The sequence below is a fragment of the Pseudomonas chlororaphis subsp. piscium genome, assembly GCF_003850345.1.
Lineage (GTDB): Bacteria > Pseudomonadota > Gammaproteobacteria > Pseudomonadales > Pseudomonadaceae > Aquipseudomonas > Aquipseudomonas piscium.
Window position 1 is genome coordinate 5138659 of the sequence record NZ_CP027707.1, and the last position, 17102, is coordinate 5155760.

Below are 17102 nucleotides of genomic sequence, written 5' to 3' on the forward strand. Positions count from 1 at the left end.
TTTACCAGTGATACTCCGTAATCAAAACACCCGCCGAATCCACTTCTATTTCAAGCACCGGCACTTCAGTCTTCTGCAAGTAGTAACGAGACTCCCAGCCCCGAACCAGCTCCTGCCGAACAATCGGCATGCTGCCCGTTACCGATATCCGGTGCGAACCGTTGCTCAATACACCATCCGACATCTGCCAATCGCCTGGCTGCAAACGCCAGCGCAGAACCGCACCGGCTTTGAACCCCTTGATCTCATCCCGAACCTGCAACCCGGTATCGCTCAGACGCACCTGACGCGTATGAAAGGCACCAGCGTTATCGCCATAACTGGCACCGCAGGTAGTGGCCTCTGCTGTATCGCTCAGACCATCAACCTTGCTCGTGCGCAGCCAGTCGCCAAACAGGAAACGACTGAGCCGTGGCATCTGGTCACGCCCGTCGAATTGCACAGTGTTATGACTGACGGTACCTGGGAAATAGCTCAACCATTGAGCCGAGGTGTTATAGCTATAGGTTCCTGCGTCGCGCAGCAGATTGAGGCCCGAACGCCAGAGATCCACGTGCAGCGCATCGGCCTGGCTCGGTCGAAAACGAAAACGCGGATAACGCAGCACCGCAAAGGCATCTGCGCGCCGCAGCAGTGCATATCCACCCTGGTCGAACAGCTGGCTGGCCGGGCGTTCGACGACAGCCGACGGCACCGACAGTTGCAGCCACTGCAAAGGCAAATCCCACGCCCCTGGAGCCGTATAGGCTCTTTTTCCGTAGAACAGCGTCATGGCCAACTGAACCGTCGGCCGGAAATCGCGGTAGTCCGTGTCCGTCAGCGGCAACAGCCGCGCACCATCATTGGCCCCGATATTCGGCGCATCTCCGGAACTCTCGTCAACCAGCGAAAACAGCCAATTCGTAGCGGCCCGCGCCCTGGATTGAAAGGTTGCGGAGAAGGCTTCGAGTCCAGCCTTGATTCGCCAGGCCTCGACCATGGAAAAGGTATCGAGCATGACCCGGTGATAATTGACCGAGTACTGGCTGAAACTGCCGTCCGGCTCGATCAATCGAGCGGCGCGGTTCTCCAGCCATTTACGCCCCAATCGCTGCCAACGCGTCCCTTCCGGATGATTACACAGCGCCAGCCAGCTGCCACCGACGAACAAGGCCGCGGCTTCAGAGGTGCCGTGATTGTTGTCTTGGGCCATCGCATAACTCAACGTTGGCTCAATGCGTTTGAGGTGCGCTCGGACAAGATCCATCAGCCCGGGCAAAGGCGTCGCCGACTGCTCAAGAATGATCGCCGTCATCGCCAGGTGCAGAACACGAATGGAAGCTTCCTGACCGCACTTCCAGTTCGGACCACAATAAGGAGGGTTATTCTTGCACCAGTGTGTCAGCCACAGATTCAGCCGATCCATCTGCGAGGCATCGTCTGAACAGGCTCGCTGAGCGAATGCCAGCGTCCAGTCCAGACGCGACGCTTCCCAGATACTCTTGATGTCACCAACAGCTGCGTCAAAGTCAGGGATGCGCCACCACTCCCTTTCGGGATCAGGAACCCGAACCCCACTGAGCGGGTTCAGGTGCCAGTCAGGTGCCTTGTCCGAAACAGGAATATCCCAACACCCGTAATAGCGGGCCTGGGTATCCCATTGGGTATTGACGGGCAATGAGTTGGCGCGTCTGGCACTGGGCGCAAAAAAAGGCCCCTGTGGCATATCGGCGCAAAGACGTCTGACAGGGTTCACCCCAGTCTTGACTCCAAGCCGATACGTCAATGCGCGAACCAGATTGCCGCCCCCTAGCGCGACGGCAGTTCTGGCTTTAGTAATAAAAAGGCTCATTGCTCACGCAGAATCCGCGAAACCTCGATACTCACCCGCGCCACTTCGAAGATTTCATCGGAGGAGATCGGCGTCGCCGCACCAGACTCCACGGCAGCGAGGAATGCAGCCGCACACTCGCTTTGCCCCTTGTTCTGTTTCCACAGGTTGAGCTTGTTGAAGCCGGGCCAGCCGAAGCCCTTCAATTTGCGGAAGTTATCCAATTGCAAGACACGGCCCGCGGCAAAGACTTCCACACGCTCTTTTGGAAAGCTAGATGCTCCATTGGCCAGGTAATGAATGGTGCCGAAAGAACCATCTTCAAAACCCAGAATAATCGCAGCTTTGTCTTCGGTGATTTCCACCGCGTCCGTATCGCCCATCCTGCGGGCCTGGATCGAAACGATTTTGCTACCGGCCAGAAAACGCATCAGATCAATGAAGTGGCAGGCCTCGCCGATGATACGTCCGCCGCCAACCGCCGTATCCTGTGTCCAGTGATTCGCGGGAATAGCGCCGGCATTCATCGTCATGACAAAGGATTTCGGCTCTTTTACCGCTGCAAGCAAGGCTTTCATCTTCTGCACTTGCGGCGAAAAACGTCGATTGAAGCCCACCATCAGTTGCGGCCCTTTGCCGCCTGAATGGGCCTTGGTATAGGCGGCTTGCACATCTTCCAGTTCTGAATGGGTGATTGCCAGTGGTTTCTCGACAAAGACGTTTTTTCCTGCAGTCAACGCCTTGCTCACAAAATGTGCATGACTATCGTGACGAGTAACAATCGCTACCGTATTTATCGTCGAGTCAGCCAGCATTCCATCCAGATCAGTGGAAGCAGCTGCAAAACCGGCTTTTGCCCCATGAATGACGCCGTTCACCCCGCCAGCGGTAACAATTGTATGAAACTGCGCCCCGGCATTTTTGAATGCGGGAATTAACACGCGCGAAGCGTAGTTTCCAGCACCAATGAAACCCATGACCGGACGCTGCGCATTAAAAGCGCGGGATGAGTCAAGTACAACAGTCCTGATACCACGCTCAGCAACATCGGATGCATATTCCAAGCAAATTCCTAAACCTGATTTGTCTTCAATAAGCATGTTGTAAGCTTCGGCCGCGTCCTCAAACGCAAATCGTTGGCTGACGAGAGGTTTGACATCCAATTGCCCTGCGGCAAGCATGTCGAGGATAGCCTCAAAGTTACGTTGTTCAGTCCAACGAACAAAACCTATCGGGTAATCCTGACCTTTCTCTTCATACAACGGGTCATAACGGCCTGGGCCGTATGAACATGAAACTTGGAAACTTAGCTCTTTTTCATAAAAGTCAGCGCGATTAAGCTCCAAGCCGGTTACGCCAACCAATATGATGCGCCCACGCTTGCGAGCCATTCGGGCTGCATGGGTTACCGGATCACTCGTTTTTGTAGACGCCGTGATGATGACTCCGTCAACCCCATTGCCACGACTGAACGCCATTCCCGCAGCAACTGGATCTTCGCCTTTAGCCGGATTACAGGTGCTCGCTCCGAACTGACGCGCAAGAGCAAGTTTTGATTCGTCAAAATCAATAGCCAAGACTCTGCAACCTTGTGCTCGCAACAACTGCACAGTCAGAAGACCGATCAAACCGGCCCCAATAACGACGAAAGCTTCTCCCAATGAGGGCTCAGCGAGCCGAATGCCCTGCAGACCGATACTCGCAACAACGGTAAATGAAGCTTCGATATCACTGACTTCATCGGGAATAAGGGCGCACAGATTCTTCGGCACCTTGACTACGTCAGAGTGAGGTCCGTTGGAGACTACTCTATCGCCGACTTTGAACCCATCAACACCCGCTCCTACCTCGTGGACGACACCTACGTTGCAATAGCCTAAAGGCAAAGGCTGTGAAAGCTTGGACTGAACAGCCTCGAGCGTAGTGACAAGGCCATCAGTCTGAATTTTCTCGAACACCATCTTGACTTTTTCAGGCTGCTGGCGCGCTTTCTCCAGATAGGAGGCCTTGCCAAATCCAACCAAACTGCGCTCGGTACCCGCCGAGATCAGCGACACACGCGTATTGATAACAACGCTACCGCGTGAAACCTGCGGTGAAGGGGCCTCAGCAATAGTGGTTCCGCCCTTCGCCATATCCTGCAAAATCTGTTTCATAAAACCACCGTCAAGAATGATAAGTATCGACAATGTACTTGAGAGACTTTACATGTTCGCTCGCGATAAACTCGAGTTTCTCGCGGGACGTAGAGCCATGGTCATCATCGATGATCGTGATACTCGGCTGGTATTGAACCTTTAGACCGATTCTAAGGCATTGCTCAGCGACAAAATCCTCCTCACCAAACAAAAACTGGGGGTAGTCGACCGAGCCGCCCTGTAAAAAATACTGTTTAGTAAATAAAATAAATGACCCATGGGGGGAATAGAAGCTTTCACCTGCGGCCAGAGAACCAATGGAACTCTTAACTTTCATATCCGAAAGCTTTCGATATATTCTAAACAACCAAAGATGCTTGAAAATAAAAATATTCTTCAACAGGGAAAAGCGCGTTGGTCTGTATAAGGTCTTAGGATTCAAATCACCTCCACGCCCCCTAGAAAGGATGGCAGGCGCTATAATTCCAGCCTCATTAGAAACAATATTAATTTGAGCTTTCAGCGACTCAAAAAAGTCCGCACGCACGGTCAAATCGACATTTGAAATGGCAACGCAGTCGAAATCAAGCAACGAACCCAGCAACTCAGTCCCTTTCTTGAATCCTGGAAAGTAGCCCACATTGTCTGACTTCAGATAGTGCGTTTTAAAGTTCATGGCAGAAACGCTCGCCAACACCTGCTCATTCTTTTCCTTTGTTGAATTATCAACAACCACAAAGGTGAAATCTACGTTTTCCGCACGAGAAAGTGATTCGTTTAGAGAGGTTGCGAGAGTCAATAGATGATCATACGCATTATAACAAATACAAACTATCGCTATTCTCATGCCAGCCTGCTTAAATTAAATGTTCGGGTCAATTTGATCTGTGCACACCAATTAAGACTCAGAATCTATTGTGGAAAATAACGATCCAGCAACAAATCCCTCTCAGCAAATGTCGGGTAATTGATCAGCACAGCTTTATATACTCCCTTGAATACAAAAAGGCTGCCCGCCGCAGCGCCCACCACTCCAAATTTTTTAATCAAAACCCCTATATCATCAATTGAGCCAGCTCCGCCCAAGATTGTCAGCGGCACATGAACCTTATCGTAGACTTTTCCAGCAACATCCAGATTATAGCCTTTCATAACACCATCATAATCGATGGAGTTAATTACGATTTCCCCAACCCCCAGCTCCTGCAGCTCACTACACATATCCAGCAGACACTTTCCAGTGTTCTTTTTTCCATTGTTAATCCAGACTTCGTATCGCCCGCCTAAAAGCTTTTTCTTGACATCCAGAACGACAACAACACTTTGACTACCAATTTCCTCGGCAATTTCCTTTACTAGAGCAGGATTTGCGATTGCTGCCGAACTAATAGCAATTTTCTCGACACCCAATCCAATAATTTTACGTGCCTGATCAGCTGTGGAAATGCCCCCACCATAGCAAAATGGCATACGGCATTCCATCGCCATTCTCTTTATCAACGCGTAGTCAGGCTCACGACCTTCTGTCGTAGCATCAATATCTAGGACGATCAGCTCATCAACTTCTTTTTCATTAAAGATCTTCACCGCATTGAGAGGATCGCCAATATACTTAGAGTCTTTAAACTTTACAGTCTTGACAAGTCCCTTATTACGAATAAGCAAGCACGGAATTATTCTAGGCCGTAGCATTTATGGCAACTCCGAGAAGTTTTTCAGCAAGTTAACACCGAAGTGGTGACTCTTTTCTGGATGAAACTGCACTCCGAACACTGAACCGGAATTGACTGCACAAGTAAACTCCTCACCATACGTAGAGGACGCAAGTGCGTGGTCACGGTCAGCACATTCAAAATAAAAAGAATGCAAAAAATAATACTTTGGAGTTTCCGAGAAGTTTTTGAACAGCCCACTTGCTTGCAAAGGTACAACATCGTTCCAGCCCATATGAGGCAGCTGCTTTACTTTCTCGACATCAAACTTTCTAACGGTACCAGGCACCCAACCCAATCCAGGTAGTTCGCCTTCATCACTGGAGTTAGCCAGCATTTGCATGCCTACGCAGATACCCAATACCGGAACCTTTTTGTCCACTACCAAATCATCCAGCGCTTCGCGCATCCCCGAGCGATTAAGACTGCTCATCGCGTGATCAAACGAACCGACGCCGGGCAATATTATTTTACTCGCCCCGACAAGGTCCTGATAGGACGTTGCAACACAACATTCAATATTCAGCCGTTTATAAAGATTGATAAACGACAGAATGTTACCGATGCCATAATCAATGACAGTAATCATCTCTTGACTGCCCTTTCCATCCCCAACAGATGCATGACTTTAGCCCCAAGATCAAACAGATATCGCTGGGATTTGTAATCACGATAGGATTTATTCGGTAATTCCATCAATGCCTTCAACTCGGAAACAGTCATATCCAGCTTGTTCGCGATGTATTCAAAATCCTGGTCCAATGTTTCCGGGTCGTACGCCGGCTGAGCCAGGTTATTCAACGCATCCTCACGAGTCATCTGCCCGGTAAGAATAAGACTCGAATATTGAATCTTCCTTGTGTCGTAACCAAACTTGGTTGGCAACCAGTAACCTTCGTAGAACTTCGTAAACCTCGATTCGTCATGCTTGCGAGGATATGACTTCCAGCCATATTCCCTAGACAGTGTCTCGATTGCTTCGGAACGAATGTACGGAACATAGTTCAAAGGTTTAATCACCTTGACACCCTTGAAGAAACGCAAATAAACCTTGTGAAACCAGATGCTGCTCAGTGGGTAGTCCACCAAAGGTCGTTCGCCGAACTGTTTATGAATATCTTTCAGCTGCCACATATCAGTACCGTAGTACATCCACTCCAGTGGATTTCTGACACACTCAGTTGAATAGTTTCCGCCATTCAGAATGTATTTGATCCCGTGCTTGTTGGCGAAGTGGTACAGGGTCGCGATGAAAGCATGGTCCTGAGGGATATCAAGATGTGGAACAGAGGCTTTGAAAAAAGCTCTTTGGAAATCCTTCATTTCTTCCCAGTTGATAACCTCGGTGTACAGATCGAGGCCCAACTTCTCAACGATAACCTCAATGTTATGCACCGCTAACTGAGAGTTCCAGCCACCATCTACGTGAAAAACTAACGGGCGCAAACCAAACTCTTTAACGGCGATATGCAGCAGATACGAACTGTCCAGCCCGCCACTCATACCCATAATGCAATCGAATGGCTTACCCTTACTATCTGCTTTGATTTTCTCGAAAATTTCGGTTATTTGTTGTCTTCCCTTGGGACCCGTATCCCAATGAGGAAGCAAATCACGATAGTAACCGTTACAGTGATCACAAACCCCTTTGTCATCAAATACAATATTTTCGTCTGTTGTATCCATTACACAGTTAGTGCAAATCTGATAAGGTCTTTTACTCATGATAACTCCGCGCACACTTGTCAATTTTTGACATGCCACATGTCTGAATTATATTTCGAAACACAAAAATACTTTATAAGTGAGTTTTCAGCCTCAAATTTTTTTTAGGTATTTTATTGCAATCAGGGTGAACAATGTCAGCTCACCTAGAACAAAACTGATTGCTGTGCCATAAACTCCCCATACGCTTGTCATTATCACACAAGCGGAAACTGCTACAACGCCCGTCAATATCAAAATCTTGGCGTAATACTTCTTCGAACTCAAATTGTTCAAGCCCGCTGTTCCCAGCATAAAATTGGAAACCCCAAAGAAGACTCCAATCGTCATAAACAAGAACAACCCAGCCATAAGCTGTTTGTTTGGATAGGTTTTCAAAAACTCCAAATACTCATTAAGCATCAGCCATAGGATAATAATCCCCGAAAGAATCGTCGCGAGAGTAGCCAACTGTATCCAAGTTAATTTCATCACCTTGACAAAAGCGCCTGGGCTCGGTGTTTTTTCGTCATGCAATGATTGAATCGCCCTGGTGAAGAAAAACTGATTGAGCGGCCTGATGAGCGCCTGGAAAGCCTTGATGAGTTTCTCGACCACGGAATAGCTTGCTATGGCGACAGGGCTCACCGAGAAAAGACTCAACACCAGCAAATTGGAGTCCCTGAACAAAACAACGGCAATGTTCCCGAAGAAAATTTCTTTACCCTCAAGTAAACACTCCCAGAGGCGAGAGAGCGACACGCTGATGTATTTCAAACCCAGCACCGCTTTCAAATAGAACGATGAGGCAAGCCCACCTACCAGATAGCATCCACCTACTATCAACGGCAGGAAGTAGACTGGATCTTCCGCTTTCAAAAAGAGAAACACAATCGAACAGCAGACCAAACGACTTATCAATGTAAAAACTGCGACCGGTAGATTGTTCTCTATCGACTGATAGAAATAGGTCGACTGAAAAATAAAACTCAATGGCACCAACATCCAGCATAACAATGAAAAGAAAAACTGTTCCTGTAGGAAAAAACCGGAAATTAACACTACGATAGCGCAGACAAACCAAATCATGAGCCTTGAAAAAAGAATCTCACAATACACATCAGACGCTGCCGTAATTCCGCCACGTGCGTACGAAGTCACGACTCGAGAAACACCGTTGATTTCATAGCTGTACAGCACGACAGCAAGAATAATGAGCGATACAGCTTCGGATACAACAAGATCTGCAAACTTAGCTGAGCCAAACAGGTGTAGTACATAGGGAAAGATAAAGATAGGCAATACTGCGTTTGCGCCTTGAATGCACGCTAGCGAGGCTATATTTGTTAGGTCTTTACGCAACAATGTCATATCTCGAATCAAAGTAAGTTGTTTTACTATTTCTTCCTGCTCATTAACTGGATGCTCAGCCACCTCGCCTTGGCTACATCGTTAATTTTTGCACTTTACACACAACAGAGAGCAGCACCCGCAAAGGTACTGCTCACCCAGGTTATTACAGCCAACCAACACTCATCAGGTCTCTGCAATAAAACCACGATGGTGCACTAATTCATTTACTCCAGACACCGCGCGTATCAATCAGCTTGATTGCACTCAAGCGGGCAGAAGACAGTTCTTTGAACACTTTATGATCAACCAACATCAACACAATAGTGGCTTCGTTCAACGCCTCTTCTACCGATTTGAGAGCCACAATATCAACGAGTGTAGCTGGCAGCTCCGAGATATTGGGTTCTACTGCAAATACACGCCCAGGGTGCTCGTGAGCAATGCGCTTGGTGATCGCTACTGCTGGGCTTTCTCGCAAATCATCAATATCAGGTTTAAAAGCGAGCCCGAAACACGCCACGGTGACTTCTCTTGCGGTCTTTTCTGGATTGGACTGCAGATATTCCGCAACAGCCAGTTTGACCTTGTCGATTACCCACTCAGGCTTTGCATCATTCACTTCTCGGGCACAACGAATAATTCTAGCGTCTTCAGGGGTTTTGCTTACAATGAACCAAGGGTCTACAGCAATACAGTGCCCACCGACGCCCGGGCCAGGCTGAAGAATATTTACCCTCGGATGGCGATTCGCCAATCGAATCAATTCCCATACATCGATATTTAGCTTATCGCAAATCATCGAAAGCTCATTGGCAAACGCAATGTTCACATCCCGAAAGCTGTTCTCGGTAAGTTTACACATCTCGGCTGTTCGAGCGTTGGTGATTACACATTCCCCCTCTACAAACAACTGATAAAGTTTGGCCGCACGCTCGGAACATTTAGCGGTCATCCCACCAATTACACGGTCATTCTGTACCAGTTCTCGCAGCACATGTCCTGGCAAGACGCGCTCGGGACAATGAGCAACACGGATATCGGACGACTCTCCGTGAGTCTGAGGGAAGGTAAGATCGGTGCGCATCTCAGCTAGCCAGCCTGCCACTTGCTCCGTCGCGCCAACAGGGGAGGTGGACTCCAGGATCACCAAATCTCCGACCTTCAGTACCGGTGCAATGGCCTTGCACGCCGACTCAATATACGAAAGGTCGGGTTCATGGTCGCCCTTGAACGGAGTTGGCACCGCAATCAGAAACGCATCAGCTGGCTCTGGGATCTGGGTCGCACGCAGGTAACCCTCCGTAACCGCAGCATGAACAACAATATCAAGGTCCGGCTCAACAATATGAATCATCCCTTTGTTGATGGTATCAACTGCGAGCTTGTTCACATCCACCCCAATTACTTTGATTTTTCGCGATGCGAAAACGGCAGCAGTGGGTAAACCGATATAACCTAAACCGATAACTGAAATAGTCTTGAACACAATGCTCGCCCTTCAATTCCTGGGAGTTAAAATTTCCCGATTCCGTGATATTAGTGTTTTACAGCGCCGGAAAAATTAGCCAACACTTCAATTATACGCTGGCAAGCTTTGCCATCCCCGTATGGATTATGGGCAAAGCTCATGCTTTCGTAAGCTGCGGTATCTGAAAGCAACAACTCCAGATGCTGAGCGATTGCACGTGCCTCAGTGCCAACCAGTTTCACGGTGCCTGCCTCAACCGCTTCGGGACGCTCAGTTGTCTCTCGCATGACAAGTACCGGCTTTCCAAGCGATGGGGCTTCTTCCTGAATTCCACCGGAGTCCGTCAGAATGATAAAAGACCGGTTCATCAAATAAACGAACGGCAAATAGTCTAGCGGCTCAATCAGGTGAATATTGTCGAGGCCTGACAATAACCGGTTGATCGGTTCTCTAACATTGGGATTCAGATGCACGGGATAAACAATTTCCACGTCAGGAAATGCTTTAGCCGTATCCAGCAGCGCATGACAGATACGTTCAAATCCGCCTCCGAAACTTTCTCGGCGATGCCCAGTCACTAGGATCACCTTTTTTCCGCTTCGAATGAACGAAAACTGCTCTTCCAGACCAGTTCTCAAAGAACTCGACTCTTCGAGTTTTTTGACCACATCGAGCAAGGCATCAATAACCGTATTACCAGTTACATACACGCTTTCTGGATGGACTCCTTCCTTGAGAAGATTATTCTCTGAATTCTCTGTCGGGGCAAAATGTAATGCAGCCAATGCACCGGTCAGTTTGCGATTACCCTCTTCTGGCCACGGAGAATAGAGATTTCCAGTTCTCAAACCAGCTTCAACATGAGCAACTGGAATTTGCTGGTAATAGGCGGCCAAAGCAGTTGCAAAGGTTGTGGCAGTATCGCCGTGAACCAAAACAATATCAGGCTTGAAATCTTCGAAGACGTTTTTCATACCCTGCAGAATCGCGATTGTCACCGTATTCAAATCCTGCCCCGGCTGCATTATGTTCAGATCATATTCAGGTGTCAGGGCAAACAAGTCTAATACTTGATCAAGCATCTGCCGGTGCTGAGCGGTGACGCAAACTTTCGACTCAAAACGTCCGTCCTCTGCAAGCGCTAGCGCGAGAGGAGCCATCTTTATTGCTTCTGGCCTAGTTCCGAACACAGAAAGTACTTTTAAAGACATTTTTTTACCAACGCTTATGAAAAATTTAAATTAGTTCATGCTAACGAGCTTAGTTTGCCGCTGATAACTTTTATAAAATCGACCGCACCAGCACCTGAAGGATCTCAAACACGCTACCGCCCCAAGATTTGACGTCAGCTTCTTGAGAACGATATGTACCGCTATGTCAAGCGCTATCAACATTCTTTGAAATGTGAGCATCAACGCTTTGTGGAGCCTGCCACCCGTCCGTTTTTTAGGCAGATCTGCTGGCGAGTAACGAAATCGATGAAGAGCAGTGTGCGTTTATTTACGTCATCCGTCAAAAAAATGACGTCAAGCTCAGAAAAAGCACCGCTACAATTGCTCAGTTTATCATCGACGTTTGACGTTAATGTAAAAGCTTTTGCCGAGCGGTACTGAAGTTCGACGATGAGCGAATCACTGACTGGTAAAGGTCTACCACCAAAGCCAACCACCTTACTAACACCTCGAGTCGAGCGTAAAGGGACCCAATTTGCATTGTCAGGTAGGTTGATAAATAGATAGCCAGGAAAAAGAGATTCGGTCAGCCACTGGCGCTGCCCGCGCACCGATCTTTCACTACGGCAGGTAGGTCGGGAGCATTGATAACCTTGGCGAATCAAGTGTTCCTCTGCACGTCCATCTTGGCGAGGCTTGCATTGAATCAGATACCAGGTCCGTTCTCGAGGAGCGCTTGAGTCGCTCGTCGCATCATGAATGTTCAGATCCATACACATATCACAAATGGTCGCCTCCATGGGAGCAGCCTCCCCCATGCAAGGTCGATGAAAGCCAAGTACCTTCTCTGGGGCCGAGCTCATTCTCGTTTGCCATCACAGGGACTTGAACTCCCATCTCGTCAACGGGCAAAAAATGACACCGGTGCAGGGACCATTCTCCGATCGTAACCTTGCAGATTTCTTCGACATTCTACTCATAACGGCCCGAACTACAAAAATCGATGATCGGTTATTCAGCTCCAGGGCCGTCACTCCATGATGGGAGCGTCGGCTGCTGTCACAAATAGCTAGGGAGAACCTTATAGATGCGAAAGGGCACATTTCATCTCGAGCAGAATGGCCAATATACCCTTGGACAAGCTTGAAGCCGGCCAGCAACACCCAGCGGATTCTCTCTCGTATAGCAAAGCCCTGATAAAGTACCGCTACTAACACCATAGAGAACCCAGGCCACCAACCAAAAACATCATTAATGCTTTTTGTTTGACCGACCTGTCAAGATGCTCGACCACACCATCGAAACAGCAAACCTTGTGCTATCAGGTCAAATAGCACCGTAGGCTACATTTATTAGTGTCAGACTCTCAATTATTGTGGTTTTTCATCACCTCATTGGCCCAAGCCAAGCGCCGCCTGTGCGAGATTGTGCAAATACTGCCCATAGCCGGTTTTTTTCAACCGGTCAGCCTGAAGGCCCAGGTGTTCGGCGGTGATCCATCGGTTATTAAACGCAATCTCTTCAAGACAGGCGACTTTTAACCCCTGACGTTTTTCAATCGTATGCACGAAGTGACTGGCTTCGAGCAGAGAATCATGGGTCCCCGTATCCAACCAAGCGAAACCGCGCCCTAGCATTTCGACGTTGAGAGCCCCGTGTTCCAAGTAGGCACGATTGACGTCGGTTATTTCCAACTCACCCCGGGCGGATGGTTTAATGTTCTTCGCTATCTCAACAACTTGGTTATCGTAAAAGTACAAACCAGTCACTGCATAATTGGATTTTGGCTTGAGAGGTTTTTCTTCGATACTCAAGGCTCGACCTGAAGCATCGAACTCGACCACACCGAAACGCTCAGGATCGGATACGTGATAGCCGAATACGGTGGCGCCCTGTTCTTGAGCACTGGCCGAACGCAGATTGTCCGAAAAGTGCTGACCGTAGAAAATATTGTCGCCCAGGATCAGACAGCAAGAATCCTGGCCAATAAACTCTTCGCCGATGATGAAAGCTTGCGCCAGACCGTCTGGACTTGGCTGTTCAGCGTAAGTCAGCTTGATACCGTACAAACTGCCATCACCCAACAGCTTGCGAAAGCATGGCAAGTCTTCCGGAGTGGAGATGATCAGAATTTCACGCATGCCCGCAAGCATCAGCACTGACAGCGGATAAAAAATCATCGGTTTGTCGTAGATCGGCAGCATCTGCTTGGACACGCCGAGGGTCAACGGGTGCAAACGCGTACCCGAACCACCGGCGAGAATGATGCCTTTGCGATTTATCGTGTTGATCATTTCTTCAGAACTTCCATAAGCATTCGGATTACGCCACTTTGCCAATCCGGCAAGCGCAGAGAAAAATTGTCTTGCAACTTCTGAGTATTCAGACGTGAATTCAATGGCCGGCATGCAGGGGTTGGGTAGGCCGCGGTATCGATCGGATCGATTACCGTCACCGCTAGTTGTTCGCCATGGCTGCGGGCAAACTCGATTACATAACTAGCATAACCGTGCCAAGAAACTTCGCCGGCAGCCGCCAAGTGATACACACCACCTAACTCAGGATGCTCGACGATTTTCTGAATAGCTAAAGCTGTTACGTCTGCAATCAGATCTGCCCCCGTGGGCGCACCGATCTGGTCTGCAATGACACTAAGGGTTTCGCGGTCTTTGGCCAGCCTCAACATGGTCTTGGCAAAGTTGTTGCCGCGTGCACCGTAGACCCAACTGGTGCGAAAGATCAGGTGCTTGCAGTTCGAAGCCGCAATAGCCTGCTCGCCAGCGAGCTTACTCGCGCCGTAATGATTCACTGGTGCAACTAAGTCATCTTCTTGCCATGGCATTTGTCCACAGCCGCTGAACACGTAGTCGGTGGAGTAGTGAATCAGCCAGGCATCAAGGGACAATGCTTCTTCAGCCATGACCTGGCTTGCCAGTGTATTTACGCGAGTTGCAAGCTCAGGCTCTGATTCGGCTTTATCTACCGCAGTGTAAGCCGCAGCGTTGACAATAACATCGGGTTTGACCTGACGAATCGTTGCTCGTAGTGAGCCAAGATCGGACAAGTCTCCACACAACCCATTGATCCTTTGACGGTCAAGAGCTATCAGTTCTCCAAGGGGAGCAAGGGAGCGCTGCAGCTCCCAGCCGACCTGGCCATTCTTTCCGAGTAGAAGAATTCTCATGTCTGGCTCGAACGGTCGCTGTAGTTCTTGTCGATCCACTGCTGGTAGCTGCCACTTTTTACGTGTGCGACCCACTCAGTATTATTGAGGTACCACTCGACGGTTTTACGAATTCCAGTTTCGAAGGTTTCCTCGGGTACCCAACCCAGCTCACGCTGGATCTTACTCGCATCGATGGCATAACGCTGGTCGTGGCCAGGGCGATCCTGAACATAGGTAATCAAGCTTGCATGTGGACGATGCGTGGAGTCTGGACACAATTCATCGAGCAGGGCGCAGAGGGCATGCACTACTTCGATGTTTTGCTTTTCATTATGGCCTCCGATGTTGTACGTCTCGCCGATCATGCCATCGGTCGCCACCTTGTAAAGTGCCCGGGCGTGATCTTCGACGTAGAGCCAGTCGCGAATCTGATTGCCTTTGCCGTACACCGGTAGCGGCTTGCCTTCCAGGGCATTGAGAATGATCAGCGGGATCAACTTCTCAGGGAAATGATATGGGCCGTAGTTGTTCGAACAATTGGTGATCAATGTTGGCAAACCGTAAGTACGGTTCCAGGCTCGAACCAGGTGATCGGAACTGGCTTTACTGGCTGAATACGGTGAGCTTGGCTGGTAAGGCGTAGTTTCAATGAAGAGACCTTCCGGGGCTTCAAGATCTCCGTAGACTTCGTCGGTAGAAATATGATGGAAGCGGAAATTGGCTTTGCGCTCATCATCCAGCCCCCTCCAATAGTGGCGAGCAGCCTCCAGTAAAGTGTAAGTGCCAATGATGTTGGTCTGGATAAACTCGGAGGGCCCTGAGATCGAACGATCAACGTGGGACTCAGCCGCAAGATGCATGACCGTGTCAGGCCGATGCTCACGCAGGACTCGATCCAGCTGGTCCCTATCGCAGATATCCACACGCTCGAAAACATAGCGCTCACTCTGAGCGGCTTCAGCTACAGACTCAAGGTTACCAGCGTAAGTAAGCTTATCGAGATTCACTACAGAGTCAGCAGTATTGAAAATGATATGACGAATGACTGCGGAGCCAATAAACCCGGCGCCACCGGTAACTAGAATTTTCACGCGAAAACCATACCCTTGAGTTTGCTGACAAGGCTGCATACTGAGCGCTGTCTAATCCATGAATGTAAAAGCTATCGCATCAGCCGTAGCCTCTGACGAGTGATCCATCCGTACCAGTACCGAGACCCCTTATGAAACCTACGATCTCTCAGACAGATGCAGCATTTTACAGTTTAAAGAAGGATTTACTAATGGATATAGATAAACGAGGCGTGGAAATTCGATATACGCCCTCCCCTTGCAGCCATCACACCAAGCGTTTGCACTGCACTCTTGTGGTGCGACTGACGAACCAACCGATCACAGGCCCAATCAGCATCCCTATCAACAACGCAACTACGATGACAAGCGATACAGGCAACTGCGGCCCGGCCCAGCCCAGGAACAGCAAGGAAACTGATTGCTGGTTCTCAAGCATAAAAGCCAAAACGGCCAACACCAGGAAAAGCACAGCAACCAAGAGAAGTACGCGCTTCAGGCTACGCATGAATTACTCCTTGAGCCGACGCTATCAAATTTCTTCCTCCTCGTTCACCCGATCCCGGAGCTCTTTGCCCGGTTTGAAGTGGGGAACAAATTTACCGTCGAGGCTGACCGACTGGCCGGTCTTAGGATTGCGTCCCACACGCGGAGCACGATAGTGCAATGAGAAACTGCCAAAGCCACGGATTTCGATGCGATCACCGGTAGCCAAGCACTGGGACATTTGCTCAAGCATGGTCTTGATGGCCAACTCGACATCTTTGGATGAGAGCAGCCCTTGATGGGTGACAATTCGTTCGATCAACTCCGACTTCGTCATATTTTTCCCTTCTTTTTCAAGCAGCTAGATCAGCGCTTCAAAGGTTTTAGCATGCTCGGAGGATTTTGAACAGCCCATGCATTGACTTATCTGCACGACGCTTGAGATAGCCTGTACAGGCCAGAACCTCGACATTTATCGAGGTCATAAGTTTTGACCTTGCACCCATATATGCTACCGCTAACCGAAACTGACTCAGGTATCCGCTACCGCTCTCGTTACCGACTCGATTCCGCGCTGGAGACTACAGAGCTAGCACTCGGATCAGGAAGCCTGAGCGCGGATCACATCCCGAGTGTCGTGGCTTGGCTTTACATCAACGCAGCTCTCCCTTCATCTGACCGATTTACAGCTGAAGTTACCGCCTATCACCTGCATGGTATGGCCAAGCTGACCTCCCAAGGAGAGACATTCCCCCCTGTCAAAATGACTGCTCGAACATCTTTCCAACAGGAACATGCAGATCGTGCCAGCCCCTCAGCGAACCACCAAATGAAAACGACCAAACGCGCCATCCATTGGGGCTTTGCAAACTTCGATTTCAGCACCTCTAACACAGATGCCCACCCGACCAGAGAATTGGCCAATCTGGATAAGGTGCCGCACAGGACATCTGTGTTCATCGGTGGGATGGAGCAGGCAAGGCACGCCTGGTCGCCGCCTGGCAGGGCCTAAAATCAACACAC

15 protein-coding genes are annotated in these 17102 nt (G+C 49.3%); all 15 read right to left on the reverse strand.

Going from position 1 to position 17102, the window contains the following annotated elements:
* Position 1 precedes the first annotated feature (1 nt).
* The 15 genes from C4K38_RS23010 to ihfB all read right to left on the reverse strand — a co-directional run bounded on the left by C4K38_RS23010 (position 2) and on the right by ihfB (position 16416).
* Positions 2 to 1831 carry a heparinase II/III family protein gene (locus tag C4K38_RS23010; protein ID WP_053280340.1) on the reverse strand — a complete coding sequence of 610 codons (1830 nt, stop codon included), beginning with the start codon at positions 1829 to 1831 and terminating at the stop codon, positions 2 to 4.
* Complete coding sequence (locus C4K38_RS23015; RefSeq protein WP_053280341.1) at positions 1828 to 3966, reverse strand: bi-domain-containing oxidoreductase; 2139 nt, start codon at positions 3964 to 3966, stop codon at positions 1828 to 1830. Before C4K38_RS23015 ends, C4K38_RS23010 begins: the two co-directional genes overlap by 4 nt.
* 10 nt (positions 3967 to 3976) lie before the next feature.
* Complete coding sequence (locus C4K38_RS23020) at positions 3977 to 4747, reverse strand: hypothetical protein (RefSeq protein WP_164487021.1); 771 nt, start codon at positions 4745 to 4747, stop codon at positions 3977 to 3979.
* Between the two features lie 113 nt (positions 4748 to 4860).
* Positions 4861 to 5613, reverse strand: coding sequence for an AglZ/HisF2 family acetamidino modification protein (locus C4K38_RS23025; RefSeq protein WP_231998594.1), 753 nt, complete (start codon positions 5611 to 5613; stop codon positions 4861 to 4863).
* Between the two features lie 27 nt (positions 5614 to 5640).
* Entirely contained in the window at positions 5641 to 6249 is a 609-nt protein-coding gene (hisH, locus tag C4K38_RS23030; protein ID WP_053280344.1) for an imidazole glycerol phosphate synthase subunit HisH, read from the reverse strand.
* Positions 6246 to 7385: an N-acetyl sugar amidotransferase gene (locus C4K38_RS23035; protein WP_053280345.1), complete on the reverse strand. Its 1140-nt coding sequence runs from the start codon at positions 7383 to 7385 to the stop codon at positions 6246 to 6248. Before C4K38_RS23035 ends, hisH begins: the two co-directional genes overlap by 4 nt.
* A 93-nt stretch (positions 7386 to 7478) precedes the next feature.
* Positions 7479 to 8798, reverse strand: a complete 1320-nt coding sequence (locus tag C4K38_RS23040) for an oligosaccharide flippase family protein (protein ID WP_124345317.1) — start codon at positions 8796 to 8798, stop codon at positions 7479 to 7481.
* A gap of 139 nt (positions 8799 to 8937) precedes the next feature.
* A complete protein-coding gene (wecC, locus tag C4K38_RS23045; RefSeq protein ID WP_053280347.1) occupies positions 8938 to 10206 on the reverse strand; it encodes a UDP-N-acetyl-D-mannosamine dehydrogenase in 1269 nt (422 codons plus the stop codon).
* A gap of 47 nt (positions 10207 to 10253) precedes the next feature.
* Positions 10254 to 11396 carry a non-hydrolyzing UDP-N-acetylglucosamine 2-epimerase gene (gene wecB / locus C4K38_RS23050; RefSeq protein ID WP_053280348.1) on the reverse strand — a complete coding sequence of 381 codons (1143 nt, stop codon included), beginning with the start codon at positions 11394 to 11396 and terminating at the stop codon, positions 10254 to 10256.
* A gap of 200 nt (positions 11397 to 11596) precedes the next feature.
* Positions 11597 to 12157: a transcription termination/antitermination NusG family protein gene (locus C4K38_RS23055; RefSeq protein ID WP_414860358.1), complete on the reverse strand. Its 561-nt coding sequence runs from the start codon at positions 12155 to 12157 to the stop codon at positions 11597 to 11599.
* 591 nt (positions 12158 to 12748) lie between these two features.
* Positions 12749 to 13648, reverse strand: coding sequence for a glucose-1-phosphate thymidylyltransferase RfbA (rfbA, locus tag C4K38_RS23060; RefSeq protein WP_053280552.1), 900 nt, complete (start codon positions 13646 to 13648; stop codon positions 12749 to 12751).
* Positions 13648 to 14541 (reverse strand): dTDP-4-dehydrorhamnose reductase, encoded by an 894-nt coding sequence (gene rfbD / locus C4K38_RS23065; RefSeq protein ID WP_053280349.1) that lies wholly within the window; start codon positions 14539 to 14541, stop codon positions 13648 to 13650. Before rfbD ends, rfbA begins: the two co-directional genes overlap by 1 nt.
* Positions 14538 to 15614 (reverse strand): dTDP-glucose 4,6-dehydratase, encoded by a 1077-nt coding sequence (gene rfbB, locus C4K38_RS23070; RefSeq protein ID WP_172833169.1) that lies wholly within the window; start codon positions 15612 to 15614, stop codon positions 14538 to 14540. Before rfbB ends, rfbD begins: the two co-directional genes overlap by 4 nt.
* Before the next feature lie 247 nt (positions 15615 to 15861).
* Complete coding sequence (locus tag C4K38_RS23075) at positions 15862 to 16101, reverse strand: LapA family protein (RefSeq protein ID WP_053280351.1); 240 nt, start codon at positions 16099 to 16101, stop codon at positions 15862 to 15864.
* A 24-nt stretch (positions 16102 to 16125) separates the two neighbouring features.
* Complete coding sequence (gene ihfB, locus C4K38_RS23080; RefSeq protein WP_017131501.1) at positions 16126 to 16416, reverse strand: integration host factor subunit beta; 291 nt, start codon at positions 16414 to 16416, stop codon at positions 16126 to 16128.
* Positions 16417 to 17102: the final 686 nt, after the last annotated feature.